General features: G+C 60.9%; 25 protein-coding genes. 10 read left to right on the plus strand and 15 right to left on the minus strand.

Features of this window, described 5'->3' with window-relative positions:
- Positions 1-8: 8 nt before the first annotated feature.
- From mnhG to mbhE, 7 genes are read right to left on the minus strand one after another with little or no spacing between them, the layout of a single operon-like run.
- Entirely contained in the window at positions 9-437 is a 429-nt protein-coding gene (mnhG, locus tag HBOR_RS10850; protein WP_006056735.1) for a monovalent cation/H(+) antiporter subunit G, read from the minus strand.
- Positions 434-727 carry a monovalent cation/H+ antiporter complex subunit F gene (locus tag HBOR_RS10855; protein ID WP_006056734.1) on the minus strand — a complete coding sequence of 98 codons (294 nt, stop codon included), beginning with the start codon at positions 725-727 and terminating at the stop codon, positions 434-436. The genes mnhG and HBOR_RS10855 overlap by 4 nt, the downstream gene beginning before the upstream one ends.
- Positions 717-1,286 (minus strand): Na+/H+ antiporter subunit E, encoded by a 570-nt coding sequence (locus HBOR_RS10860; protein ID WP_006056733.1) that lies wholly within the window; start codon positions 1,284-1,286, stop codon positions 717-719. Before HBOR_RS10860 ends, HBOR_RS10855 begins: the two co-directional genes overlap by 11 nt.
- Complete coding sequence (locus tag HBOR_RS10865; protein WP_006056732.1) at positions 1,283-3,016, minus strand: Na+/H+ antiporter subunit D; 1,734 nt, start codon at positions 3,014-3,016, stop codon at positions 1,283-1,285. The genes HBOR_RS10860 and HBOR_RS10865 overlap by 4 nt, the downstream gene beginning before the upstream one ends.
- Positions 3,013-3,354 carry a sodium:proton antiporter gene (locus HBOR_RS10870; protein WP_006056731.1) on the minus strand — a complete coding sequence of 114 codons (342 nt, stop codon included), beginning with the start codon at positions 3,352-3,354 and terminating at the stop codon, positions 3,013-3,015. The genes HBOR_RS10865 and HBOR_RS10870 overlap by 4 nt, the downstream gene beginning before the upstream one ends.
- On the minus strand, positions 3,351-3,854 hold the full coding sequence (locus tag HBOR_RS10875) for an MnhB domain-containing protein (protein ID WP_006056730.1): 504 nt from the start codon (positions 3,852-3,854) through the stop codon (positions 3,351-3,353). Before HBOR_RS10875 ends, HBOR_RS10870 begins: the two co-directional genes overlap by 4 nt.
- Positions 3,851-6,292 carry a hydrogen gas-evolving membrane-bound hydrogenase subunit E gene (gene mbhE, locus HBOR_RS10880; RefSeq protein WP_006056729.1) on the minus strand — a complete coding sequence of 814 codons (2,442 nt, stop codon included), beginning with the start codon at positions 6,290-6,292 and terminating at the stop codon, positions 3,851-3,853. Before mbhE ends, HBOR_RS10875 begins: the two co-directional genes overlap by 4 nt.
- Before the next feature lie 111 nt (positions 6,293-6,403).
- Here mbhE and HBOR_RS10885 point away from each other — a divergent pair, with 111 nt between their 5' ends.
- The 9 genes from HBOR_RS10885 to HBOR_RS10925 all read left to right on the plus strand — a co-directional run bounded on the left by HBOR_RS10885 (position 6,404) and on the right by HBOR_RS10925 (position 15,499).
- Positions 6,404-6,748 (plus strand): ArsR/SmtB family transcription factor, encoded by a 345-nt coding sequence (locus HBOR_RS10885; protein WP_006056728.1) that lies wholly within the window; start codon positions 6,404-6,406, stop codon positions 6,746-6,748.
- A 230-nt stretch (positions 6,749-6,978) separates the two neighbouring features.
- Positions 6,979-7,377 (plus strand): hypothetical protein, encoded by a 399-nt coding sequence (locus HBOR_RS10890; protein WP_013440651.1) that lies wholly within the window; start codon positions 6,979-6,981, stop codon positions 7,375-7,377.
- A gap of 92 nt (positions 7,378-7,469) precedes the next feature.
- Complete coding sequence (gene hpt / locus HBOR_RS10895; RefSeq protein ID WP_006056726.1) at positions 7,470-8,036, plus strand: hypoxanthine/guanine phosphoribosyltransferase; 567 nt, start codon at positions 7,470-7,472, stop codon at positions 8,034-8,036.
- 233 nt (positions 8,037-8,269) lie between these two features.
- The gene (locus HBOR_RS10900; RefSeq protein ID WP_006056725.1) at positions 8,270-10,162 is read left to right on the plus strand and encodes an ABC transporter substrate-binding protein; all 1,893 of its coding nucleotides are present in this window, start codon (positions 8,270-8,272) and stop codon (positions 10,160-10,162) included.
- Positions 10,163-10,221: 59 nt separating this feature from the next.
- Entirely contained in the window at positions 10,222-11,190 is a 969-nt protein-coding gene (locus HBOR_RS10905; protein WP_006056724.1) for an ABC transporter permease, read from the plus strand.
- The gene (locus HBOR_RS10910; RefSeq protein ID WP_006056723.1) at positions 11,190-12,359 is read left to right on the plus strand and encodes an ABC transporter permease; all 1,170 of its coding nucleotides are present in this window, start codon (positions 11,190-11,192) and stop codon (positions 12,357-12,359) included. Before HBOR_RS10905 ends, HBOR_RS10910 begins: the two co-directional genes overlap by 1 nt.
- Before the next feature lies 1 nt (position 12,360).
- On the plus strand, positions 12,361-13,425 hold the full coding sequence (locus tag HBOR_RS10915) for an ABC transporter ATP-binding protein (RefSeq protein ID WP_006056722.1): 1,065 nt from the start codon (positions 12,361-12,363) through the stop codon (positions 13,423-13,425).
- Positions 13,422-14,732 (plus strand): ABC transporter ATP-binding protein, encoded by a 1,311-nt coding sequence (locus HBOR_RS10920; protein WP_006056721.1) that lies wholly within the window; start codon positions 13,422-13,424, stop codon positions 14,730-14,732. The genes HBOR_RS10915 and HBOR_RS10920 overlap by 4 nt, the downstream gene beginning before the upstream one ends.
- 74 nt (positions 14,733-14,806) lie before the next feature.
- The gene (locus HBOR_RS10925; RefSeq protein WP_006056720.1) at positions 14,807-15,499 is read left to right on the plus strand and encodes a type 1 glutamine amidotransferase domain-containing protein; all 693 of its coding nucleotides are present in this window, start codon (positions 14,807-14,809) and stop codon (positions 15,497-15,499) included.
- A gap of 136 nt (positions 15,500-15,635) precedes the next feature.
- On the opposite strand, the gene HBOR_RS10930 is transcribed toward HBOR_RS10925, so the two are convergent.
- A complete protein-coding gene (locus HBOR_RS10930) occupies positions 15,636-15,938 on the minus strand; it encodes a transcriptional regulator (RefSeq protein WP_006056719.1) in 303 nt (100 codons plus the stop codon).
- Positions 15,939-16,183: 245 nt separating this feature from the next.
- Between HBOR_RS10930 and HBOR_RS10935 the strand changes: the two genes are divergently transcribed.
- Positions 16,184-17,143 (plus strand): sugar phosphate nucleotidyltransferase, encoded by a 960-nt coding sequence (locus tag HBOR_RS10935; protein ID WP_006056718.1) that lies wholly within the window; start codon positions 16,184-16,186, stop codon positions 17,141-17,143.
- Between the two features lie 115 nt (positions 17,144-17,258).
- Here the strand turns inward: HBOR_RS10935 and HBOR_RS10940 are convergent, their stop codons facing one another.
- The 7 genes from HBOR_RS10940 to HBOR_RS10970 all read right to left on the minus strand — a co-directional run bounded on the left by HBOR_RS10940 (position 17,259) and on the right by HBOR_RS10970 (position 23,249).
- A complete protein-coding gene (locus tag HBOR_RS10940) occupies positions 17,259-17,978 on the minus strand; it encodes a diphthine--ammonia ligase (RefSeq protein ID WP_006056717.1) in 720 nt (239 codons plus the stop codon).
- 61 nt (positions 17,979-18,039) lie between these two features.
- A complete protein-coding gene (locus HBOR_RS10945; protein WP_006056716.1) occupies positions 18,040-18,993 on the minus strand; it encodes a phosphoadenosine phosphosulfate reductase family protein in 954 nt (317 codons plus the stop codon).
- Between the two features lie 222 nt (positions 18,994-19,215).
- The gene (locus HBOR_RS10950) at positions 19,216-20,187 is read right to left on the minus strand and encodes a phosphoadenosine phosphosulfate reductase family protein (protein WP_006056715.1); all 972 of its coding nucleotides are present in this window, start codon (positions 20,185-20,187) and stop codon (positions 19,216-19,218) included.
- 231 nt (positions 20,188-20,418) lie between these two features.
- Entirely contained in the window at positions 20,419-20,982 is a 564-nt protein-coding gene (locus HBOR_RS10955) for a DUF7110 family protein (RefSeq protein ID WP_006056714.1), read from the minus strand.
- Between the two features lie 152 nt (positions 20,983-21,134).
- Positions 21,135-21,476, minus strand: coding sequence for a glutaredoxin family protein (locus tag HBOR_RS10960; protein WP_006056713.1), 342 nt, complete (start codon positions 21,474-21,476; stop codon positions 21,135-21,137).
- A gap of 68 nt (positions 21,477-21,544) precedes the next feature.
- A complete protein-coding gene (gfcR, locus tag HBOR_RS10965; protein ID WP_006056712.1) occupies positions 21,545-22,186 on the minus strand; it encodes a transcriptional regulator GfcR in 642 nt (213 codons plus the stop codon).
- Positions 22,170-23,249 carry a glucose 1-dehydrogenase gene (locus HBOR_RS10970; protein ID WP_006056711.1) on the minus strand — a complete coding sequence of 360 codons (1,080 nt, stop codon included), beginning with the start codon at positions 23,247-23,249 and terminating at the stop codon, positions 22,170-22,172. The genes gfcR and HBOR_RS10970 overlap by 17 nt, the downstream gene beginning before the upstream one ends.
- Positions 23,250-23,465 lie beyond the last annotated feature (216 nt).

Raw genomic sequence — 23,465 nt, forward strand, 5'->3', positions numbered from 1 at the left:
GAAGCCGCTCAGTCGTCAGTCGGCGTTACGTCGGTATCCTCGCCGCCGGTGTCGGGACCAGCGGGCCACGTCACTTCTGAGAGGAAGTCGATTCCCATGCGCTGAGCGGCCCGCGAAATCATGTGCGCGCCGGTCGGTGCCGTAAGGAACAGGAACACCACGGTCACGAGAGACATGAGGCCGTCACCGCCGGGACCGTAGAAAACGAACCCGGCGAGAGCGATGCTGGCCGCGCCGAGCGTCGTCGCCTTCGAGGTGGCGTGCATCCGGTTGTAGACGTTTGGTAGACGAAGCAATCCGACAGTGCCGACAATGAGGAAGAACGTCCCGACGACGACCAAGACAGAGACGAGCGCCGTCTCTATCGGGCCGACGGCGTGCGTTGCGCCCTCACTTTCGGCGGCGAGCGGCAGTAGTTCGAGCGATAGTGGAATCATTCGATGATGTCCCCCTCCGTGACGTACCGCGCCACGGTGATGGTGCTAATGAAGCCAATGATGGCAAGGACGAGGCTCACGTCGATGAAGAACCCCTGTCGCGTGAACATCGCGTAGAGGACGGCGATGGCGACGACGTTCGTGCCAATCGTGTCCAGCGCGACGACGCGGTCGGGGACGGTCGGTCCCTTGATGACGCGGTAACTCACGAGCAGCGTGAGCGCCGCGGAGACGACAAGCGCCGCGTTCACGAGCAGACCGAGCGTTCCAGTGAGCGTCTCAGTCGCCACGTTCCTCACCTCCGTCGGTCTCCAACTGCGGAACCGGGTCACCCGGCTTCAACTCCTCGTCGAAGATGACGAGGGCGTAATCTTCCCACGTCCGAATCGGCTCCAACAGCGCGTCGCGGTCGGAGCCGTCGATGCTGTGCACGTAGAGCGTGTTCGTCTCGGCGTCGTAATCCATGGTGAGCGTACCCGGTGTGAGCGTGATGCTGTTGGCGATGGTGGTGACAGCGAGATCAGTGCGAACTCGAAGCGGCACCTCGATGACGCGCGGATTGATCGGCATCGAGGGCGCGAGTACCCGTTTCGCCACGTCCCAGTTCGCCGTCACGAGTTCTTTGAGGAACACGAGCAGATAGAGTGTGGCGTAGGGCGCGACTTTGAGGGCGCGGCCCGGACCGAGTGTCGGAGTGTAGAACCCTCGAAGGAGGTACGCGATGATCATCCCGACGATGAGACCGACGATGAACTCCTCGGCGAGCGTCCGTGGCGTGAGTTCGACCCCGCGAACGAATATCCAGAGGATTGCGAGGAGCAGTCCCGTAAGCGGCCAGCGTCGAGTCATGCGACCACCCCCACGAGCGCGCCGACCGATCCGAGGACGGCTTTCATGTACCCCTCGGTATTGAGCGCCGCCTTGGCAGCGGTAGTCGCCGTTTGGTACACGGCATCGAAGCCGATTCCGAACGCGATGACGGTGACGGCAAGCGCCGCCACGACGACGACTTGGCCGGTGAGTGCGAAGGACGCCGGAGGGTCGCTAACGTTGTTCGCCGTCCCGCCATCGGCCCGACCGCCAGCGTCAGCGACGGCACTTTCATCGGCCTCAACTGACACAGGACCGGTCCAGCGACTCGGAATCGCCGCTTCGACGGCCGACCCGGGTGCGCCCCAGAAGGCGTCGTTCCACGCGCGGGTGTAGTATGCGATGGTGAGCACCGCACCGACGAGTGCGACAATGAGTGCCGCGCCCGCCCCGATAGCGTCCAGTGCGAACGCGTCGGCCGCCGTCTGGAAGACGAGCAGTTTGCCGAAGAACCCAGAGAGCGGCGGCACGCCGATGAGCGTCAGCGCACCGAGCAAGAATCCCGCGGAGAGAACCGGCGCACGGCGGGCGAGTCCGCCGAGTTGGTCGAAGCGCGCCGTTCCCACCGCCTCCTGAATCGTTCCCGACGCGAGGAATAGCAGGCTCTTAGCGAGACCGTGATTGAACGCGTAGACGATTCCAGCAGTGACGCCCAGCATTTGGACAGTCCGCGAGTTCGCCATCGCCGCGACGGCGAAGGGCAGGATAATGAATCCAACCTGACTGATCGAGGAGTACGCGAGCAAGCCGTCGATATCCTCGCGCCCAATCGCACCGACACCGCCGACGACGATGCTCGCAGTTGCCATGACGAAAAACACCGGACCGAAGAACGCGAGCATCGAGTCGCCTGAGATGAACGGGAGCGACACGGGCAGACTCGCCGCGGCGAACACCGTAAAGTACAGGCGGACGATGGCGTACACGCCCACTTTCTTCACGACGCCCGCGAGCATCGCCGTCACGGGCGCGGGCGCGGCGCGGTAGGCCGCCGGCACCCAGAACTGGAACGGGACGATGCCGGCCTTCAGCGCGAACACCGAAAACAGCACCGCCGCGAGGCCGATGACGGGTGCGACGGCCACGTCGTACGTCGCCGGGTCGGCCAGCCTGCGCGCGAGGTCGGCCATGTTCAGTGTCCCCGTGGTGGCGTACAGGCCGCCGATTGCGAGGAGCATCACCGCGCTGCCCAAGAGGTTCAGCACGACGTAGTTCAGCGCCGCGCGGGTGTGTTCGGGACCGCTGTAGAACAGCACGAGGATATAGCTCGACATGAGCATCACCTCGAACCAGACGAACAGGTTGAAGATGTCGCCCGTGAGGAACGACCCGGTGACCCCGACCACCATGAAATGATACAGCGGGTGGTAAGAGAGTCGCTGCCCGAATCCGTCCACGAAGAGAACGGAGTAGGTCAGCGCACACAGCGACACGATGGCCGTGAGGGCGAGCATGAATGCCGACAGCGGATCTGCCACGAGGACGATGCCGAACGGAGCCTTCCACCCCGACACCTGATACACGAGCGTCTGCCCCTCGGAACCGAGCGGCAAGACGATGCGCTGGAACAGCAGCGCGACGGCGGCGAAGTAGCCGACGCCGCCGAGCAGGCTTACACCCCGGTTGATCGTATCGTTCGTTCGTGTCAGAAGCGTCGCAATGGCCGTCACGAGGGCGACCAAAAGCGGTGCGATGACAGCGGTACTCATTCTCCGTGACCTCCGAGTTCGTACATGTCGATGGTTCCGTGTTCCTCGTAGACGCGATACGTCAGGACGAGCGCGAGCGCCGTCGTCCCGAAGCCAATGACGATGGCCGTTAGGACGAGCGCCTGCACGAGGGGGTCAGTTACCGACTCGGCGGACCCGCCGTGACCGGTGATGGGCGCGAAGCCGGACAATCCGCCCATCGTGACGAGATAGACGTTCGCGGCTTGGCTGATGATGCTGATACCCCAGACGACGCGAACCACGTCGCGCCGGAGGACGAGGTACGTCCCGAGAGCGAACAGAATGCCGAGGACGGCAGCGAGGACGAACTGAGTCATTCAGTCCCCACCTCCGCGACAATCGTGAGAAGTGCTCCAACGACGGCGAAGTACACGCCGAAATCGAAGAACACCGCACTCGCTAACTCGAACTCCTCGTACAGCGGGACGTGCTTGAAGAACCACACGCCCTGCGTGAGGAAGTCGAACCCGAAGAAGATGGGAACGAGTCCGCTCAGCACGGCGAGTGCGAGGCCACCGCCGAACAGCCACCGGTATAGCTCGACTGGACTGTGGCCGTCGTTGTCGGACCGCAGACGAAGCACCTCCGATTGGACGTAGTCGAGGCCGAAGATGACGTAGATGAGGACGAATGCCGCCACCGTGAGGACGGCACCGATGAACCCACCGCCGGGCAGATTGTGCCCTTGCAGCAGGAGACCGATGGCGGTAACGAGGATGAACGGAACGACGATTCGGGTGATCGTCCGCGAGATAACTGTCGTGCGGCGGTCGGCCTCGTAGTCGTGCGGCCGGCTGTCGATGTCGCGTCCGCTCATTGCGTCTCACCTCGTTCGCGCATGCGAATGAGCGTCAAGATGGCGAGCGCCGCCATCGCCACGACCGAAATTTCTCCCATCGTGTCGATTGCCCGGAAGTCCACGAGGATGACGTTGACGATGTTGCCGCCACCGCCGGCGTCGGTGAAGAACGGGCCGTGTTCGGCCGGAACACCTGCGTTCTCCGCCAAGAACCCTGAGGTTGGTTCGGCAGGAGAGGCGGCCGTGGTGACCAGGACGGTGACAAACACCGTTGCGCCGACGGCGAGAGCGAGAATACCGTCACGAATCGACTGCGACCGATTCACCTCGCCGTAGAACGCCGGCAGGCGGTTGAGTACGAGGAGGAAGATAACCAGCACCAGCGTCTCGACGACCAACTGGGTCAACGCGAGGTCGGGTGCGTCCGCGAGGATGTAGAAGATAGCCACCATGAAGCCGAGGATGGAAAGCGTGAGGACGCCCGCGACGTGCGAGGGCGCGATGTCAACCGCGAAGGCCCCGACGACAGCGACCAGAAGGACGAGGAAGATAGCGGGCGTGACGGCGAGGTCAGAAATCCCCGGGAACGCCACATTCGCCGGGATATAGCCGCTAAAGACGCCAGCAGCGAGGTACCCGCCGAGCGTCAGTACCGTGACGCCTGCGAGCGCCCACGTGGCGTACGTGCGGAGGAGGCCGTTCTGAATGTACGGCGTCGAGCGAACACTCGTCGTCGCAAGCCCTTCGACACCGTTGTCGTACCACCAGTTTGCCCGGATCGGACCGCGGAGTATCGCGTTGATACCGTCGTGCAGGCGGTCGTAGAACGGGAACGCGACTGCGCCGACGAGAATCGTAATCGCGCTCATCACCGCATACGGCGTCAGTTCCGTGGGGAAGTGGACGGAGAACCCGTGCGCCTCGCCCGCGGCGACGCTCCCGTAGACGTGACCGACGAAGGCGTTGATGGGCGTCTCGGGACCAAGTCCGAGCGTCGCCGACGCACTGACGCCGACGACGAGGAGACCGAGTATTGCCGGCGGAATCAGCATCACGGCGGGCGGACTGTGGACGTGCCCCAACTCGTCTGGTTCGTCACCGAAGAACAGCGAGGCGAACTTGACCGAGTAGAGGAACGTGAAGACGCTCCCGAAGACGGCGATAACGGGGAACAGGTAGCCGAGACCACCGAGATCCTTCCCCGCGTACCACGCCGCCTCGAACAGCAATTCCTTCGAGTAGAAGCCGTTGAACGGCGGGAGGCCTGCCATCGACAGCGACGCGACGGTGGCGATGACCGCCGTCACGGGCAGGTGTTTCCGCAGGCCGCCGAGTTTCGAGATTTTGCGCGTGCCCGCCTCGTGGGCGATGATCCCCGCGACCAAGAACAGCGCCGCCTTGAACGACGCGTGGTTCAGGATGTGGAACGCGCCCGCTTCCGCGCCGTATTTGTTAGCGAACCCGAACGCCGCGATGATGAGGCCGAGATGGGAGGCCGTAGAGTACGCGAGCAGTTCCTTGATGTCCGTCGCGGCTACCGCGAGGATAGCGGCGACAGTCATCGTCAGGAGTCCGAGAATGGCGAACAGCATCGTCCACTCGCCGAACAGCGGTGCCTCCTTGGAGAGGAACAACGGTCTGAATCGTCCGACGAGGTAGACGCCCGCCTTCACCATCGTCGCGGAGTGGAGGAACGCCGAAACCGGCGTCGGAGCCTCCATCGCGTTCGGAAGCCAGATGTGGAACGGCACCTGCGCGGACTTCGTGGCCGCGCCGAGACCGAGGAGGACGAGAACCGGGACCAACAGGCCATTCTCGGCCAGGGCCTGGCGGATAAGATCCGCGTTATCCAAGAGGACAGTCAAGCTGTAGGTCGTCTCCGGGAGCGCCTGTCCGGACACCCAAACGAGAAGCAGGAAGCCGACGAGCATGAACAGGCCGCCGGAGACGGTGATGAGCATCGACTTCCGGGCGGCATACTGCGAGGACTGCTCGCTCGTGTAGTGTCCGATGAGAAGGAACGACGACAGACTCGTCAGTTCCCAGAAGACGAAAAGCGAGATGAGGTCGCTGGCGAGGGCGACGCCGAGCATCGACCCCATGAACGCCAACAGCGTCGCGTAGTACTTCGCCTGCCCGGGTTCGCCGTGCATGTAGCCGCCGGAGTACGTCAGGATGAGTACTCCAACACCACTGGCAAGGAAGGCGATGAGGAGCGCCAACCCATCCACGTAGAACGCCAGCGAAACCCCGAGCGAGGGGATCCATTCGAGCGGGACAGTTCCATGCGCCCCCGCCAGATACAACTGTGACACCAGTCCAAAGCAGACTAGCGCCGTCGCCGCCGCAAAGTAAGCGGTGCGCTCTCCGAGAACCCGGAATACTGCCGGGGTGAGCGCCGCGGCGACGAACGGAAGGAAGACTATGGCGAGGACAACCTCCGGTGTCGGTTGCACGCATGCACCTCTGAGTAGACCAGACTTAGGTGTTGTCAAACCTCGTCGTGGATCCCCCCGCCCCGAGACCACAGAAACTACTATAGGGGACCCGTCACCCGGAGTAACTGTATGGGCGACGAGAGGGAACGGGAGACACTGTTGGACGTACTCGGTGACGAGGACGCCCGGAGCATCCTCGCCTCCGTGGGTGAGAGATCCTGCTCTGCAAAGGAACTCGCTGACGAACACGGTCTCTCACTGCCGACCGTTTACCGACGGCTCGACCGACTGGCCGAACACGGACTCGTCGCGTCAAACGACACCGTCGAGGAGGATGGGACACACTACAAACGCTACGAGGCGACGTTCGAACGCGCCGTCGTGACACTTCACGGCAGTGCATACCGTATCCGAATCGACCATGGTGACGAGATAACGACTGACACGCCCTCTCACGACGATGGAGAGGAATGAACTTCGTGTCATTCGCAATACGTTTATTTGATGCGACGGAGAGAGACAGACCGTACGGAACGTCTCTCCGGACGAGCAGGGCTTTTTTCTTTCCGTGAAAAATCACCTATAGCTTTATATGATATTCTGATAATCCAGAATCGCATGAATGTTCCAGGCGTGGATTCGGGGGATGGGAGACTCCCGCGTCGGAACGGGAGGGTAAGTGTATGATACACAACCCCGCCCAGATGAAAAGCGCAAACTGGCCCGGACCGGACCGTAACGTCGCGGTCAAGACGTTACAGTCAGTCGCAGACGAACCGCTCGATCTCGTTGCCGTCTACGGTGCAACGGCGTTCGACCTCTTTCACGTTAGCGACGAACTCTCCGCGTCGTACGACGACAGAGCGTCACTCGTCGAGCGGATTTCTGACCTTGCAGCGGAAACGCGACAGGACTTCGTCCGTCACGGCCTCTTTGCCGGCCTTCGACCGACCCACGACCGGGTCGAATACAAATCGGGCACGCTCGATGGCCGGAAACTGCTCCAGGTGTACTGCGGCGGGCGTGGCATGCTCCTGTTAGTCGATACCGACGAACCGGAAGAGCCGCTCGTCCGTGCCGTAATGGGCCTACTGAGTGTCTAACTCCTCGTGAATCGCTGCCACGGCCCGTGTGGCTGACTGTGTACGGGCGATAGAACCGCCACCTTTTATTCCGGACCTACTCTACCGGCGGCATGGACCAGTTGCGGCAGTCGCTCCTCGAAGCGCCGATCATCGAGAAGGGAGAGTACGAGTACTTTGTTCACCCCATCAGCGACGGGGTTCCGATGCTCGAACCGGGTCTCCTTCGAGAAATTGTCATCAAGATCATCCGCAAAGCGGACCTCGAAGACGTTGACAAAATCGTCACTCCGGCGGCGATGGGTATCCACATCTCGACCGCCGTCTCTTTGATGACTGACATTCCGCTCGTCGTCATCCGGAAGCGCGAGTACGGACTCGACGGCGAGATCTCCCTGAGCCAGCAGACTGGCTACTCCGAGAACGACATGTTCATCAACGACGTCAGCGAGGACGACCGCGTACTCGTCATCGACGACGTTCTCTCGACCGGCGGGACGATGTGTGCTGTTCTTGACGCCCTGAAGTCCACTGGCGCTGAGGTCGTCGATACCGTCGCGGTCATCAAGAAGGCCGGACCGAACGAACTCGACGACACGGACCACCACGTCAAAACGCTGATCAACGTCACCGTCGAGGACGGGGAAGTCGTCATCGTAGACGAAAACGGCGACGACTGAGCGGACAGGAGTCACCTTTTGCCGGGATCGTTCCCCCGGGCGGAGCGGTCTCCGGTACGTAACGGTATCCTGTCTCGTGACAACTAATGTCACGAACACCGGGTATTTTCCGCTTGTTTGTCCGTTAGACTGCCGTATGCCGTCAGATACGACCACCGAATCACGTACTGAAAGGTGAATTTTAGATTTTTCTAACCGATGGGTATTTGTGCCGATAGTTATTTATGAAATCTATGCCATCCGGCAACACGGATAAACGAATTGATCGGCGCAGTTGGCTCAAAGCACTCGGTGTAGGCGGTGCTGCAGGGCTTGCTGGCTGTTCCGGTAACCAGAATCAGAACACGGAAACCTCCGGCAAGGGCGGCACTGAGACGTCGGAGCCTACCGAGGAATCCACCGAAGCGGGCGACTCCTCCGGTCGCTCGATCGGCGGTACGTACCGCGAAGCCCTCTCAGCGGACGCGAAGTCTCTCAATTTCCTCTTTCATAGCGATACGAACACGACGAAGTTCGTCGATGCGACGATGGACTACGCCTACGACTTCAAGGACATCGGCGAAATCGTCCCGATGTGGGTGGAATCCTACACGGAAAAGGACAAGAAAGAGTGGACGTTTACCCTCCGCGACAATCTCCGCTGGAGCGATCCGTACGGCGATCTGACGGCCGAAGACTGGGTGTACACGGCGCAGAATCTCTACGGTGCGAAAGCGCCGGGCGAGAGCAAGACGAAGGAGAACTGGGCGGGTGTCGTTCAGTACTCCGACTGGAAGAACCTCACCATCGAAAAGGCGGGCAAGCGAAAACTCAAGGTCACGCTCCCCGGACCACAGCCCGCATTCATCGCTTCGACGGCGTTCTGGGGCGGCCGCTGTCTCCCCAAAGACCTCGTCAAAGGCTACGTCGAGGACAAAGACATAGAGGGTCTAAAGCAGGACGAAGAACTCAACTCGCTCTCCTACACTGGCAACCTCGGGCCGTACGATTACGAGGAGTGGCAGCGTGAGTCTCGCTTCGTCGCAACCCGCGCCGACGACTACTACCTGCGCGAAGTTGCTGGCTCAGAAGAGATTCCAGAGCGGTTTGCTGAGGCACCGTACTTCGAGAAGTACGAACTGAAGATTATCGGTGAGGAGTCTACGCGCCTCGCTTCCCTGAAGGAAGGCGACCTCACCTACTTCGAGGACGTTCCCTCCCAGAAGGTCGAGCAGTTCCAGCAGATGGACCACCTCAAGTTCCGTTTCCCGCCGAATCCGTTCTGCTCGATGGCGTACTACAACCAGCGCTCCAACGGGTGGGAGATGCTGCAACGGAAAGAGGTCCGCCGCGCGCTCTCGACGGCCATCTCGAAGAAGGCCATCGCGGAGAACATCTACCGCGGCTTCCCGACGGTCGCACACACGTTCCAGCCCGAATGGTCGCCGTGGTACCTGACTGACAAGGTCGAGCAGTTCGGTGTCGGCGACTCGTACGGTTCCGAGAAGGCCCGTAAGATGATGAAGGAGGCACTCTCGGACACCAACTACGGCTACGACGGCGACAAACTCGTGGACGGCAACGGCGAACAGGTCGAACTCTCGTTCGTCTACCGCGCCGGGTCGCAGAACAACCAGACCGTCGCGGAGTTCTTCAAGCAGGAACTGGCCAAGATCGGAATCAAGGTCGCTCCGACGAACGGTGGTCCGTTCAACACGCTGCAGAACAAGTACATGCTGACCAGCACCAGCGACGGCACCCCGAGCTTCAACGCCGGTCCAGACGCGACCTCCCAAGAGCCGTGGGACCTGATGTACGGTGTCGCACTGAACGCCTACCCGATCAATCCCGACGGCTCTCGGACGTTCTGGGTCCCCGACGGCGGATTCAACTTCTACGGCTACGAGCCGGAAGCGCCGATGGCGGATCTCTACGATACGGCCCAGAGTGCTACGGACGAGAAGACGCGCAAGGAAGCCTTCGCAAAAATCTTCGCCGCGCTGAGTAAGGAACAGCCGACGAACTTCCTTAACTTCAGCGTCTACAAGAACGCCTACGACAAGAACTACATGGGCATGCCCGCCGAGGGCGAATTCGACTACCTCGAAAGCTGGGACAGCACCTCCTGGTATCTTGCGAAACAGTAACTAAGGCGCACCACGCGCTTTTTTGCGAACTATTTGCTAATGACTAGCATAAAACAAACATGAAGTGGTACATCACTCGCCGTCTCGCGTGGACCGTAGTGGCGACGTTAATCATCCTCTCGCTCACGTTCGGGCTGATGGCAGCCTCTCCGGACCCACAGGCCGCATCGTACGTCGCACAGCAGGTCCAAGAGGGAGGCAATTACCAAGAAGCACAGGAATCGTACGAAAAAGCACGGGGACTCGACAAACCGCTCTGGGAGCGGTACAAGAACTACATGGTCGGGATGGTGACGCTCGACTGGGGGTGGTCAGAAACCCGCTCTCAACCGGTGATACAAGCCATCTCGGAGGCGTGGCCGTACTCCGTGATGTACGGTACTCCGGCGCTCATCATCTCGACAGTGGTCGGTGTCGCAATCGGGTTGTACTCGGCGACCCACCGGAACTCACTGGAGGACTACGCGGCATCAGCGTTCGCGTTCTTCGGCATCAGCATCCCGGACTTCTGGTTCGCCATCCTGATGATTCTCATCTTCGGGGTGTGGTTGGGGTGGATTCCCATCTACTACCACTCCGACGTGCCGTGGCTCTCACTGCAGAACGCCCAACAACTCGTCGCGCCGACGCTCGTCGTCACGCTCTCCTCTATCGCAAGCGAGATGCGCTTCTCGCGTGCGACGGCGTTGGAGTACGTGAACGCCGAGTTCGTTAAGACTGCGAAGGCGAAGGGCGCAAACAGTTGGCGGCGCGTCACCCGACACATCTTCCGCCCGGCGCTCGTCCCCCTCTCGACAATCCTCGTCGGCGACATTCTGAATATCGTCCTCGTGAGTTCGTACCTCGTCGAGGTGGTGTTCGGCATCCCCGGGTTGGGACAGTTGAGTTACAAGGCCATCCTCCAACAGGACGTGTCACTCGTCCTCGGGACGGTGCTCATCCCGACGTTCATCGCGATCATCGGGAACCTGTTCCAAGACTTGGCCTACACGGTACTTGACCCGCGAATCGACTACGGTGATCGATAATGGCGGCAGAAGACTATCAAGACCGGTTCGAGGACATCGATTGGGACGACCTCCAGCGGTCGGGATTCGACTCGCTGACGGTGCAGAGCGGGGGCTACCTCGTTTCGATGGGCATCCTTGCGGTGTTGCTCGCCTACGACTACTTCCTCGCACAGGGGCCGACAATCACCACGCCGTTCCAGTGGGACGTGAGCCAACTCGATTGGCTCCTCATCGCCACACTCGTGACGGTGGCGTTCTACGCCGTCTACCCGCTGTACGACAACCCACGGATGACGCGGCGGTACTGGCGCGAATTTAGCAAAAACCGTGCGGCCGTCATCAGCGGCGTCTTCCTGACGCTCATCTTCGGTCTCGGTCTGGTCGGCCCGATGTTCGTCTCCAAACCGGAGCTGAACGTTCTTGCGCAGTACCAGCCGCCGGTGTTCTTCTCCGTTCCCGAATCGACGGTCGGGAGCTGTATGGGTCCCGTCGTCGATGGAATGTGTCAGGGTACGTGGCAGTACCCGCTCGGAACGACCGGGCAGGGGAAGGGAATCATGAAGAGCGTCGTCTACGGGATGCGCGTCAGCCTCGAAGTCGGCCTCATCACGCCGCTTATCATCATTCTCATCGGGACCGCCGTGGGTACGATCGCGGCGTACTCCGGTGGCCTGATGGACGAACTGCTGATGCGGTACGTGGACATTCAGCTGACGTTCCCGACGTTCTTCCTCTATCTCCTGCTTCTGTACCTGTACGGTGGGACGCTGTTCCTCCTCATCGTCATCTTCGGCCTCACGAGTTGGGGTTCGACCGCTCGGCTCGTCCGCTCGGAAGCACTCCAGCGGCGCGAGGAGGAGTACATCCAAGCCGCACAATCTGCAGGAGCCAGCGAGTTCTGGGTCATCCGGAAACATCTCGTGCCGAACGTCTCGAACACGGTCATCACGAACGCGAGTCTGCTCATTCCGAGTCTCATCCTGTTCGAGGCGGCGTTCTCGTTCCTCGGACTCGGCGACCCGACCATCCCTTCGTGGGGGCAGGTCATCGCCGCCGGACGGAGCGATATCGACACGGCGTGGTGGATTTCGACTATCCCCGGCGTGTTCCTGTTCACGACGGTACTGGCACTGAACTTCGTCGGCGACGCGTTGCGCGACGCACTCGACCCGCGCTCGGAGGACTAAGATGAGCGAACCACTACTCTCGATACGGAATCTGAAGACGCACTTTCACACGGACGAAGGGACGGTACACGCGGTAGACGGCGTGAGTCTCGACGTCGACCGCGGCGAGACAGTCTGCGTGGTTGGCGAAAGCGGGTCCGGAAAGACGGTCACCGCAGAGTCGATTACGCGACTCATTCCGGAACCGCCGGGCGAAATCGTCGGCGGCGAAGTCCGCTTCGACGGCGACGACGTGCTTTCGATGTCCGAGTCGGAACTGGAGGACCTCCGCGGCGGCCGAATCGGCCACATCTTCCAGAATCCGCAGGGGGCGTTGAATCCAGTCTACACCATCGGTTGGCAGATTCGGGAGGCAATTCAGCTCCACGACGACGTTTCCGACGAGGAGGCGCACGAACGGACAATCGACCTCCTCGACCGCGTTGGTATCCCCGACGCGACGAGTCGAATCGACGACTACCCGCACGAGTTCTCCGGCGGGATGAAACAGCGCGTCGTCATCGCGATGGCGCTGGCGTCGAATCCCGACTTGCTCATCGCTGACGAACCGACGACGGCGCTGGACGTGACTATCCAGATGCAGATTCTCCGGTTGCTCAATCAGGTCCAAGACGAGTTCAACACGGGTATCGTGATGATCACGCACGACCTTGGCGTCGTCGCCGAAGTCGCAGACCGCGTGGTCGTCATGTACGCCGGAAAGGTGATGGAACAGGGCGACGTGTACGAAATATTCGAGAACCCCTCGCATCCGTACACGCGCGCGCTCTTGGAGTGTCTCCCCGGCCGAGGCGAACGCATGGAGGCTATCGGCGGGTCACTCCCATCCACCACGTCACCGCCGTCTGGATGCCGGTTCAACCCGCGGTGCCCGTACGCAGTTGCAGATTGCAAGAAGGGGAAGCAACCGCCGATGCACAGCACCGGAAACGGCGATCACACGGTGTCGTGCGTCCACTACGAACCGGGCGCTGACCCGTCGGTCGTCCTCGGAGAGGACAGTTCGGACGCCGTTGGCGACGCGCGCGCTGATGGCGGACCCGAAACGGGAGGTGACGACAGATGAGTTCGGACGCACCCCTGCTCGAAGTTCGGAACCTGAAGAAACACTACCCCATCACGAAGGGAATCATGAAGCGGGAAGTCGGCAGCGTCCGCGCAGTTGACGGAATCAGTTTCGCCGTCGAACGCGGCGAGACGGTCGGTCTCGTCGGCGAGTCCGGATGTGGGAAGTCAACCGCTGCGACCTCGCTGCTCCGACTCGAAGACCCCACGGACGGCGAAGTCCTGTTCGAGGGGCGCGACATCACTGAGTACAACGACAAGGAACTGAAGCGCTTCCGCCGGGAGGCGCAGATGATCTTCCAAGATCCCACGTCCAGTTTCGACCCGCGGATGTCTATCGGTGAGTCCGTCGCCGAACCGCTGACCGTCCACGGGATGCGCGACCGCGAACGCCGTCGTCGTATCGTAAAGGATCTGCTCGAACGGGTTGGTCTGTCGGCCGACGACATCGACCGCTACCCACACGAGTTCTCCGGCGGGCAGAAACAGCGTATCGGCCTCGCGCGCGCGCTGGTTCTCAACCCGAAACTCATCGTCGCCGACGAACCCGTGTCAGCACTGGACGTCTCGATTCAGGCGGAGATCCTCTCGCTGATGAAAGAGATCCAAGACGAGTTCGGTCTGGGGATGCTGCTTATCAGTCACGACCTCTCCGTCGTCCGCGAAATCTGCGACCGGGTGGCCGTGATGTATCTCGGTGAGATAGTCGAGTTCGGCCGGACCGAGGACCTGTACGAGGATCCACAACACCCGTACACGCGGGCGCTGCTCTCCTCGATTCCGCAACCGGACCCGACGAAGCGCGGAAATGCAGTCGAACTCACCGGAGACGTGCCGAGTCCGTCGAACCCGCCGTCGGGATGCCGGTTCCACACGCGATGTCCGGAAGTCATTCCGCCGGAGGGCTACGACTTCGAACAGGAGGCGTGGCGGTCCGTGATGGACCTTCGCGTCCGACTGAGACGCGGCGGCGTGGACGCCGACGCCGTTCGAGAGTTCGTCGCCAGCGAGACGAGCCAATCGCCTGAAGCGGTATCGGAAGACAGAATCAAGGCAGAGATTCGCCGCGAGTTCGACATTCCCGAGCAGTTGGCCGACGCCAGTGCCGAGTCGGTTCTCTCGGACGCGTTAGAACTGCTTGCGAACGGCGACCAATCGGAGGCGCGCGACCTCCTCGGAGACGAGTTCGAGACAGTCTGTGAGACTGCCACTCCGGAACTTCGCCGGACGCCCGTTGGCCACTCCGCGTCGTGCCACCTTATCGAAACGTCCGAGGATACGCTCACGGCACCGTCGACCAACGACTAAAGAGCGAGACGGAAACCGACCCGAACTTCCGGGGCCGCGTCACTTTTTTCACGAGCGACCATACGCTTGGGCACATGTCTGACACGACAGCGCTATTTATCGTCAGCGAAGCGGGCTACTGGGGCGAAGAGTGCGTCGAACCGCTGACAACGCTCTCGGAAGCCGGGGTTGACGTGACGGTGGCGACGCCGACGGGAGCGCAACCGGTCGTTGACGAGCGATCCGTCGCTCCCGACGAAGTCGGTGAGGAGATGTCACAGAAAGTACTGGAGGTCCACGAGAACGACGACCGACTGGCAGATCCCGTCCCGATAGCGACGGTTGACGCCACCGACTACGACGCCGTCGTCTTCCCCGGTGGTCACGGCACGCAGTGGGATATCAACCAGGACCGTCACGCTCGACAGGCCTTGCTGAGTGCCGTCGCCGGGGAGAAAGGAAAAGCGCTCGTCGTCTGCCACGCTGTCGGTATCCTCGCGTTCACCCGCGAAGCAGACGGGAGGTACCTCGTCGAAGACCGCGAAGTCACCGGATTCCCGAACGAGTGGGAAGAAGGCATCGTAGACGAGAACGACCTGCTTCCTGACGGACGAAAACTCCCCTACTGGATCGAAGACGAAGTCACGGCCGTCGGCGGCGCGTGGGACGCCGAACTGGATCAGGAGACGAGCGTTACCGTGGACGGTGACCTCATCACCGCGCGTGGTCCGGAGTCCTCGGCAGCCGCCGCCGAGACGTTGATCGACGAACTCGGGATCGAAGCGTAACCGCTGTCTGCCACCGCTTTTGCGCCTCAGTACGACCGCGGCATGACCGGGCGAGGAACCGAAGTCTGCTACGACGAACTCGCCGACTGCGATCTCGACTCCCACAACCGCGAAGTAGCCGACTTCTGACTACCGCTTACTCGATTTTGAACACGGCCTCTTCGATGCGTTCTGACCGACAGTCCGGACACCGAGACGGATAGTTCACCGGGTCGTCGAACGCCGAGAATCCACAGTTGCGGCACTCGGGCGGCGCGACGAGAAACTGTTCGTCGCGGTCGACGGAATCGACCGACCGGGCGACGTGTTTGAGATGGTTGTACGCCGACGACCGAGCGATTCCGACTGTCTCCGAGAGATCGGTTGCCGTCTTCGGGCCGTCGCGGAGGGCGTCCGCGATTCGCTCGCGCGTCGTCGCGTCCGAATCCGATTCCGACATGCCTCTCTCTACGACTCCACCACTGGTAGGTTTTCCTCTCGATCCGGGCATTCGATCTCAGCGTCTCTGACTCGTTTCGCTGTCCGTCGCACCTCGTCCCATCTCGTTGTCTTTTGTTGTCGTACAAACGAATATGCAGTCGAATAGTCTAGTTGCGTGTGTACAGTTGTCATTAACAAATATTTCGTATCATTAGGTGGGAAGGATGGGAAAAGAACTTGACATAGCGGTAAGTCAGTCCCCGTATGAAGGCTGTCGTCCTTGCAGGTGGTTACGCGACACGACTCTGGCCCATCACCAAACACCGGCCAAAGATGTTCTTACCGGTGGGTGACGAGACGGTCATCGACGTGATATTCGAGGATCTAGAGGAAGATGACCGAATCTCGGAGGTGTTCGTCAGCACAAACGAGCGGTTCGAGGAGTCATTCGAGGAGTATCTCTCCGATTCGCCGTTCGAGAAGCCGACGGTTTCCGTCGAGGAAACGGTCGAAGAAGACGAGAAGTTCGGCGTCGTCGGCGCGCTCGAACAACTCATCGACCGCGAGAACGTCGAAGAGGATCTGATCGTCATCGCGGGTGACAACCTGCTCTCGTTCGACGTGTCCGAGTTCGTTGATTTCTTCGAGGCAAAGCGGACGCCGTGTATCGCCGCCTACGACGTCGGCTCGAAAGAACGAGCGAAATCTTACGGTCTCGTCGAACTCGACGGTGACCGCGTCGTTGACTTCCAAGAGAAGCCTGACGACCCGAAGAGTACGCTCGTCTCTATCGCGTGCTATGCGTTCCCAGCGGAGACGCTCCCCAAGTTTGATGAATACCTGCAGGACGGCAACAACCCGGACGAGCCAGGTTGGTTCATCCAGTGGCTCCAGCAACGCGGCGACGTCCACGCGTTCACGTTCGACGGCGCGTGGTTCGACATCGGGACGCCCGAAAGCTATCTCGACGCGGTATCGTGGTATCTCGGCGGCGAGAACTTCGTCCACGAGACGGCGACTGTAAGCGACTCCGAACTCGGCGAGAACGTCTACGTCATGGAGAACAGCGCCGTGGAGGGATCGACGCTGGAGAAGACGGTTGTCTTCAGTAACACCACGATCAGAAACGCTGACATCCGAAACACAATCGTAGACGAGGAAACCCACGTCGAGAATCTCGACCTCTCGAACGCCCTCATCGGCGCTCACTCGCACCTCGAATAGTCCCCAAATCGACTACGGCGCTTTCTGTGCTATCGGTCGCGTCTGCGAATCTTCACTCATGTGACCGTACGACGGCGTACGGTCGGATGCGTACTCGTTGCAGACGCGACTATCGTTACTCGCCGAGACGTGCGTCCGTGATTTCGAGATGGCCGCGCGTCCCCTCCCAGACGGTCTCGTACTCCAGTTCGATGGGATTGGACATATGCGGGCCGTCCGTGACGAACGTCTCGAACTCGCCGCCTTCGCCGAGGGGGTGGACACCGTACTGCTCGTTTAGTTCGACCAGTTCTTCGAGCGCGTCGTGATCGAGCGTGCGACCCAACCACGACTCATCAAGGCCGTGAGCGGCGACCTGGATGATTTGTATCTCGAATCCCGCATCGATCATCGCTTCCCCGAGTTCGCGGGGGTCTTCCTGCCAGAGCGGAGCGAACAGATCGATTTCGAGACGGTCGCACATCCCCTGAATGCGGTTCGTCTGGTACTCGCTCTCGACTGCCCCTGCGGTGACGCCCGCGAGATCAATCTCCGCTGCGAGTGCTTCGAGCGCTGCTTCGAGGGGTTCCAGTTCGGCGTCGCCCTGTTCGCTGGAGTCGGTTGCTTCGGCAGCGCCCAAGTCGTCGGGCGTCACCTCGATGAGTTCGATACCCAAACTTTCGGCAGCGAGTGCCGCGAGGTGCGTCGCCGGTACGTGATACATGTACGAGTCGTCTCCGGGATGAACGGTGAGAAGTCGCGTCACGTCAAGCCCCGCTTCGAGAGCGCGGTAGACTGCCCACGAGGAATCCTTCCCGCCCGAGAAGAGGCCAACCCAATCTCCGGATTCGGTCATTGAAAGCCGTAGACCGCTGGTTCCTAAACCTTCTGCGGTTCGGATACCGCTTTTCGGACCGCTACATATAGCCCAAATCGCGGAGGCGACCCATCAAGTCCTCCTTGTCTTGGGCGCGACCGGCGCGTTCGGTACTTGCGCCGAGGTCCTGCACCCACGCGGGCCGGTCATCGGACTTCGCCGATCCCGACTCAGTGCCGAGCGACCGAAACCCCTCGAAGTACTTCGGTGAGATGGGGAGATCCGTCGCCGCGATACCTTCGGGTAGGTCGTCGGCGCTTTCGGGAACGAAGCCGTCAGGATAGCCCGAAGCGGCGTCGGGGACGATGAACTCCCAGAACGCATCCCAGATGTCGGCTTCCTCGAACTGGAGAATGGGGTGAACGCGGTCGTGTGGCGGATATTTCTCTGAATCGTGTCGCGCCGAAAAGAACGTCTCATCGGCGCGGGACTCCTGTTCGTCCCAGCGGACGCCCGAGAAGATGCCGTCGAAGCCGTCCGCTTCGATCACGTCGTTGAAAGCGACGGTCTTCAAGAGGTGGTTGCCCTCGAACGTGTCGGCATCAAGGGTGAGTGTATCGCCCTCGTAGTCGAGTCGTTCGAGTTCGCGGCGAGTCGTTTCAGACAAATCTGCGAGCGGAATTTCGTCACCCGGACTCGCGTCGAGCCGGACGAAATCCTCGTTGCGTGCGACAACGAGATCGAGGTCCCACTCGTCGGCCCACTGTTCGACGAATGCGACTGTCTCGGGGAAATGCTCGAAGTGGTCGATGAAGACGACGGGCGGCACTTCGACGCCCATCTCCGCAGCGACTTCGCGAACCACGTAGAGAACGACAGTGGAGTCTTTCCCGCCGGTCCACATGACGGTCGGGCGTCGGTACTGGTCGAGGGCCTGCTGGGTTACCGCGACAGCTTTGCTAATCTTGTCTTCGAGTGAGGGGTAGTTCGAGGCATCCTCGTCGCGGCCGCCGTCGTAGTCGAGCGTCACGTCCGAGGGGAAGGTCGGAGACATCTGAGAGACGTATCGCGCGAGGAGGCTATCTACCTTTGCGTGGCTATCCGTTCGTACGAGTCACTCGCACCGACAGCGAGCAGGCCACAGAAAAGGAGCTGACAGTACCGCCAGCAGCAACGAATCGCGGTAGTCACACGTGGAACCGAACCACGATTGGAGACGAATCACCACACGCAAGTTGCATCCGAATCGGGCGGATGCCGGAAGCGCGTGCCCGCCTTACATGTAGCCGAGGTCGCGCAGGCGTTCCATCAGGTCTTCTTTGTCCTGTGCGCGGCCTGCGCGCTCGGTCGTGTTCTCCATGTCCTGCAACCATGCCGGTTCCTCGGTCGTCTTGTCCGTCGAGACTTCGCTACCGAGCGAACGGAATCCGGCGAAGTACTTGGGCGAGACGGGAATGTCGTCCTGCGTCAGGTCGTTCGGGAGGTCCTCAGACGACTGCGGGACGTGACCGTCGTCGGGGTACTCCGCGACGGTGTCCGGAACGACGAAGTTCCAGAACGCCTGCCAGACCGACGCCTCGTCGAACTGGAGGATGGGTTGAACGCGGTCGTGGGGGGGGTAGATGTCGGGATCGTGACGCGGCGAGAAGAACGTCTCGTCGGCGCGCGCTTCCTGCTCGTCCCAGCGGACGCCCGAGATGACGCCGTCAACGTCGTACTCTTCGAGGGCGTCGTTCAGCGCCACCGTCTTCAGGAGGTGGTTGCCGACGTACGTGTCGAGGAGGAACGGGAACGTCTCGTCCTCGTACTCCAGAAGGTTCCGAACGTGGTGCTGGTTGTGTTCGGACAACTCGGAGATGTCGATGTCGTCGCCGGGCGACAGACTGTGTTCGTCCACGTAGGCACCCACGTCCTCGTTGCGGGCGTAGATGACGTCGAGATCCCACTCGTCAGCCCACTTGTCCACGAAGTCGTGGATCTCGTCGAAGTGCTGGTAGTGGTCGATGAAGACCGCGGGGGGAACGTCGTATCCGTGTTTCTCTGCAACCTCTTTGATGAAGTACAGACAGAGCGTGGAGTCCTTCCCGCCGGTCCACATCACGACAGGGTTCTCGTACTGTTCGAGGCCCTCTTTCGTGACCTCGATAGCCTTCTCGATTTTGTCGTGGATGCTTGGGTAGTCGTCGGGCGTCTCGCCTTCGCCGTCTTCGTACGCTACGTCGAGGTAGTCGGGGAAGCCTTCCGGCATACACTAATTACATCTAATTACAGCACTAAAGTGTCTTTTGCCCTGTGCAACCCGTGCAAATGAGGGCCAGAAACGTGTACTCGAGAGTCGAGAGGAGCTATAGACGTGTCTGATCGACTCTCATCGTCAATTGATAGAAGTGAAAATCTCGTCCCGAATCCACACTGGGACCGATGAGAACGAGTTCACTCTGCTCGACGCGCGCCCGACTCGGGCGTTGCGACGAGCGCGTTAGCTAATGAACTTGTTGTCGCGCCAGTTGACGCCGCCGCTTCCGGAACCGCCTTTCGAGGGGTTCTCTACGACTTCGATGGTCGCCGGACGTTCTTCGCCCTCGACGATACGCGTCGCGTGTAGTTCGTCGTCCGATTCGGTAATCGCTGTGAGCGTTCCTTTCTCGGCGATCTTGGCAATTTCTTGGAGAACGAGGAACATGGGGTACTGCAGGGCCGTGTTCTGGAGTACCGTCTCGCGGTCTCCTTTAAAGCAGGCGAACTCGACGAGCTCTGACGGAATCTCCTCTTCTTCTTCGCCCCAGCGTGGCGCGCCTGCGCGCGGTGGTTCCTCCTCGTACACGCGGTTCTCCGTGACACTCGCTTTGAGTTGTGCCGTCGGGGTGTACTTACTGAGATTATCGTCGGCCGCGACGGCCTTGAGGATGAGCGTGTTGTTCCGGCGAGTGACTTCTACGTCCTCGACTTCAGGGGGAAGTTCGGGATCGTTTTCGAAGAATTCCATGACATCTTCGAGTGGCAATTCGAGCGTTGAGTGAAGTCGGTATACGCGGCCTGACATTGTTGGAAACAGTATCGGGGTGCTGTGACGCGCGGCGGCGCGACGTCGATACCTGTGTTGGTGTAGGACCTACGCACATATATGGCCTACTCTTTGATTCGCCCCACCGAATGAAAATAGAAGTCACTGTCGAGTCGGGACGACAGTCCGACTCAGGCCGAAAGCGTCTCGCCGAGTTCGCCGCGTTCGTCCAGTTCTGCGAGGATATCGCTCCCGCCGACGAACTCGCCGTCAACGAACGTCTGCGGAATCGTTTCCCATCCGCTGTGTTCTTCCAGCGCGGCACGATAGGCATCGAGAGCAGGGAGCACGTCAACCGTCTCGAACGACTCGCGGTGCTTGCCGATGAGTTCGAGAGCGCGCGCGGAGTATCCGCACTGCGGCATCAGTTGGTTGCCCTTCATGAACAGCACCACTTCGTTCGATTCGATGAGTTCGTCTACTCGCTCTTGTACATCTTCTTCCGACAGGTCGTTCCCCGGTTCGAAGGTCATGGGCGAGAATATGCGACGACACGACAAATGGGTTGCGTCGTCAATCCAGCGCCGTCACCCAGTCAGACTTACGACTTTCTGCCGACGCCGACCACGTCGATAAGCGAGTAGACGGGGACACCGTCGATCTCTTCGAGGCCCTGTTTGTCCACGATGACGACGCACGCGGCGGGTTCGCCGCCTTCCTCTCGGATAGCGTCGATAGTCTCGGTCATCGTTGTCCCCGAGGTGATGGTGTCATCAACGACGTAGCACTGGCGGTCACGAATCTGTGAGAAGTTCCGCGAGAACGACCCACCGAGTTCGTCGATGTCACCTTCCTCCCACTGATGTTTTGCCGGCGCGTAGGTTCCGAGGTCCGTGTCGAGTTCCCGCGCCACGACGGTGGCAAGCGGCGCGCCGGCTTTTTCGATGCCGATTGTGAGGTCCACGTCCTCGCCCTGTTTCTGCAGGAGATCTGCCATCGCGTGCGCGATGTATCCCATGCGTTTGGAGTCGCGGCCGATGGCACTCCAGTCAACGTGGATGTCCTGTGGACCGCTCGCGCCACCGTTGTCACTCGCTGGTTTCGGACTCGACGCACCGCTCCGATCGACGAGCCAACTCGCCGTCTCGCGTGAGACGTTCAGTTCGTCGGCGATTTCACCTTTCGACAGACCTCTGTCTGCGAGTTCCGCAGCACTCGCAATGAGGTCATCGACGTTCTTCATACGTGCTGAATTGAACGGCGGTTTTTATAGTGGTGTCGTCGTCTTCGAATGCCGCCGCGAAATTGTCAAGGTCACACACGCTCGTGACGAGATCGTCCGTAAACCACTCCGGATACGCCGCGAGCGTATCGACTGCGGATTCGAAGTGTTTGACGTGTGAGTTGACGCTTCCAAGCAACGCCTTGTTGTGCAGGACGATCTCTTTGTGTATCTCGCCGCCGTCGATTTCGAACTCCCACGAACCGGGGACGCCGAGGAGCGTGGCGACACCGTTCGGTGCGAGCGCGCGGACGCTGTCGAAGGCGTGCTTAGCGTACCCCGTCGCCTCGTAGACGAGATCCATCGATTCGAACTCGTCGGGGACGGCCGAGACGGGCGTCTCTCGGGAGTCTACGTACGTCGCCCCGAGTTTCTCGATAATGTCGATAGTCGGGTCCGGACGGTCGCGCCGCCCGAGACAGTACAGGCGGTCGTAGCCGAGTTTGTCTCGCAGGAGCGCCAGCGTGAGGAGACCGAGGCTCCCGTTCCCGAGAACGATTGCCGACTCAGGTTCCCACGTGAAACTCGACCGGGAGGCGTACGCGAGTTCGACTGCCTTCTCGGTGATCGAGATCGGTTCGATGAGAAAGCCGAGGTCGGTCAGCGACTCGGGAATCTGGACGAGATACTGCTCGTGGCTGACGAAATACTCGGCCATGAAGCCGTGTTCGCCGACGATCCCCCGTTCGTGGTACATTCCCTCGGGGGCCATATCGGGTTCGCCGCGTTCGAAGTACTCGTTCCCGCCGTTGGGCGGCCGTCGGACCGTCGGGACGACCACGTCGCCTGCCTCGAATCGGGTGCCGTTCGGGTCTTCGACGACGCCGACGGCTTCGTGGCCGAGGACGAGGTGATCCTCCCCGTCCGGGAATCCCCCGTGACCCCCGGAAATAACCTCGTGGTCGGTCCCGTCCACGCCGACGCGGAGGGTCCGGACGAGCGCTTCGCCCGTCTCCGGTTCCGGACGTGGCTTGTCCACGAGGACGGGTCGTCTCTCGCCCTTCTTCACTGCGATTGCTCTCATAGTCTCTCGGTAGGACCCACCCCACCAAAAGATTTATTCTATTATGAGTAAAGCGTTTGTCACGGTGAGTGCCTGCGTCGTGCCAGCCCGCGGCGCCACTCTAGAGACGGATTGACTCGTGTTCCGGCGATCACCGGGCAAGACGAAAGCCGTCTCTCTCACAGTCTGTCCAGTCCGACCGTGTCGGCACTCACCACACCCGTGCCAGTTTGCTCC

It is taken from the genome of Halogeometricum borinquense DSM 11551, assembly GCF_000172995.2.
Taxonomy (GTDB): Archaea; Halobacteriota; Halobacteria; order Halobacteriales; family Haloferacaceae; genus Halogeometricum; species Halogeometricum borinquense.

What these genes read in the sequence shown, in the direction of transcription:
- HBOR_RS10935 (WP_006056718.1), top strand. Translation starts at nt 16,184, where the DNA reads ATGAAGGCTGTCGTCCTTGCAGGTGGTTACGCGACACGACTCTGGCCC.
- HBOR_RS10970 (WP_006056711.1), bottom strand. Translation starts at nt 23,249, where the DNA reads ATGAGAGCAATCGCAGTGAAGAAGGGCGAGAGACGACCCGTCCTCGTG.
- HBOR_RS10875 (WP_006056730.1), bottom strand. Translation starts at nt 3,854, where the DNA reads ATGAGCGGACGCGACATCGACAGCCGGCCGCACGACTACGAGGCCGAC.
- HBOR_RS10890 (WP_013440651.1), top strand. Translation starts at nt 6,979, where the DNA reads ATGAAAAGCGCAAACTGGCCCGGACCGGACCGTAACGTCGCGGTCAAG.
- HBOR_RS10865 (WP_006056732.1), bottom strand. Translation starts at nt 3,016, where the DNA reads ATGAGTACCGCTGTCATCGCACCGCTTTTGGTCGCCCTCGTGACGGCC.
- hpt (WP_006056726.1), top strand. Translation starts at nt 7,470, where the DNA reads ATGGACCAGTTGCGGCAGTCGCTCCTCGAAGCGCCGATCATCGAGAAG.
- HBOR_RS10955 (WP_006056714.1), bottom strand. Translation starts at nt 20,982, where the DNA reads ATGTCAGGCCGCGTATACCGACTTCACTCAACGCTCGAATTGCCACTC.
- HBOR_RS10925 (WP_006056720.1), top strand. Translation starts at nt 14,807, where the DNA reads ATGTCTGACACGACAGCGCTATTTATCGTCAGCGAAGCGGGCTACTGG.
- HBOR_RS10910 (WP_006056723.1), top strand. Translation starts at nt 11,190, where the DNA reads ATGGCGGCAGAAGACTATCAAGACCGGTTCGAGGACATCGATTGGGAC.
- HBOR_RS10870 (WP_006056731.1), bottom strand. Translation starts at nt 3,354, where the DNA reads ATGACTCAGTTCGTCCTCGCTGCCGTCCTCGGCATTCTGTTCGCTCTC.
- HBOR_RS10960 (WP_006056713.1), bottom strand. Translation starts at nt 21,476, where the DNA reads ATGACCTTCGAACCGGGGAACGACCTGTCGGAAGAAGATGTACAAGAG.
- mnhG (WP_006056735.1), bottom strand. Translation starts at nt 437, where the DNA reads ATGATTCCACTATCGCTCGAACTACTGCCGCTCGCCGCCGAAAGTGAG.
- HBOR_RS10930 (WP_006056719.1), bottom strand. Translation starts at nt 15,938, where the DNA reads ATGTCGGAATCGGATTCGGACGCGACGACGCGCGAGCGAATCGCGGAC.
- HBOR_RS10915 (WP_006056722.1), top strand. Translation starts at nt 12,361, where the DNA reads ATGAGCGAACCACTACTCTCGATACGGAATCTGAAGACGCACTTTCAC.
- HBOR_RS10950 (WP_006056715.1), bottom strand. Translation starts at nt 20,187, where the DNA reads ATGCCGGAAGGCTTCCCCGACTACCTCGACGTAGCGTACGAAGACGGC.
- gfcR (WP_006056712.1), bottom strand. Translation starts at nt 22,186, where the DNA reads ATGAAGAACGTCGATGACCTCATTGCGAGTGCTGCGGAACTCGCAGAC.
- HBOR_RS10905 (WP_006056724.1), top strand. Translation starts at nt 10,222, where the DNA reads ATGAAGTGGTACATCACTCGCCGTCTCGCGTGGACCGTAGTGGCGACG.
- HBOR_RS10860 (WP_006056733.1), bottom strand. Translation starts at nt 1,286, where the DNA reads ATGACTCGACGCTGGCCGCTTACGGGACTGCTCCTCGCAATCCTCTGG.
- HBOR_RS10920 (WP_006056721.1), top strand. Translation starts at nt 13,422, where the DNA reads ATGAGTTCGGACGCACCCCTGCTCGAAGTTCGGAACCTGAAGAAACAC.
- HBOR_RS10945 (WP_006056716.1), bottom strand. Translation starts at nt 18,993, where the DNA reads ATGTCTCCGACCTTCCCCTCGGACGTGACGCTCGACTACGACGGCGGC.
- HBOR_RS10900 (WP_006056725.1), top strand. Translation starts at nt 8,270, where the DNA reads ATGCCATCCGGCAACACGGATAAACGAATTGATCGGCGCAGTTGGCTC.
- HBOR_RS10940 (WP_006056717.1), bottom strand. Translation starts at nt 17,978, where the DNA reads ATGACCGAATCCGGAGATTGGGTTGGCCTCTTCTCGGGCGGGAAGGAT.
- HBOR_RS10885 (WP_006056728.1), top strand. Translation starts at nt 6,404, where the DNA reads ATGGGCGACGAGAGGGAACGGGAGACACTGTTGGACGTACTCGGTGAC.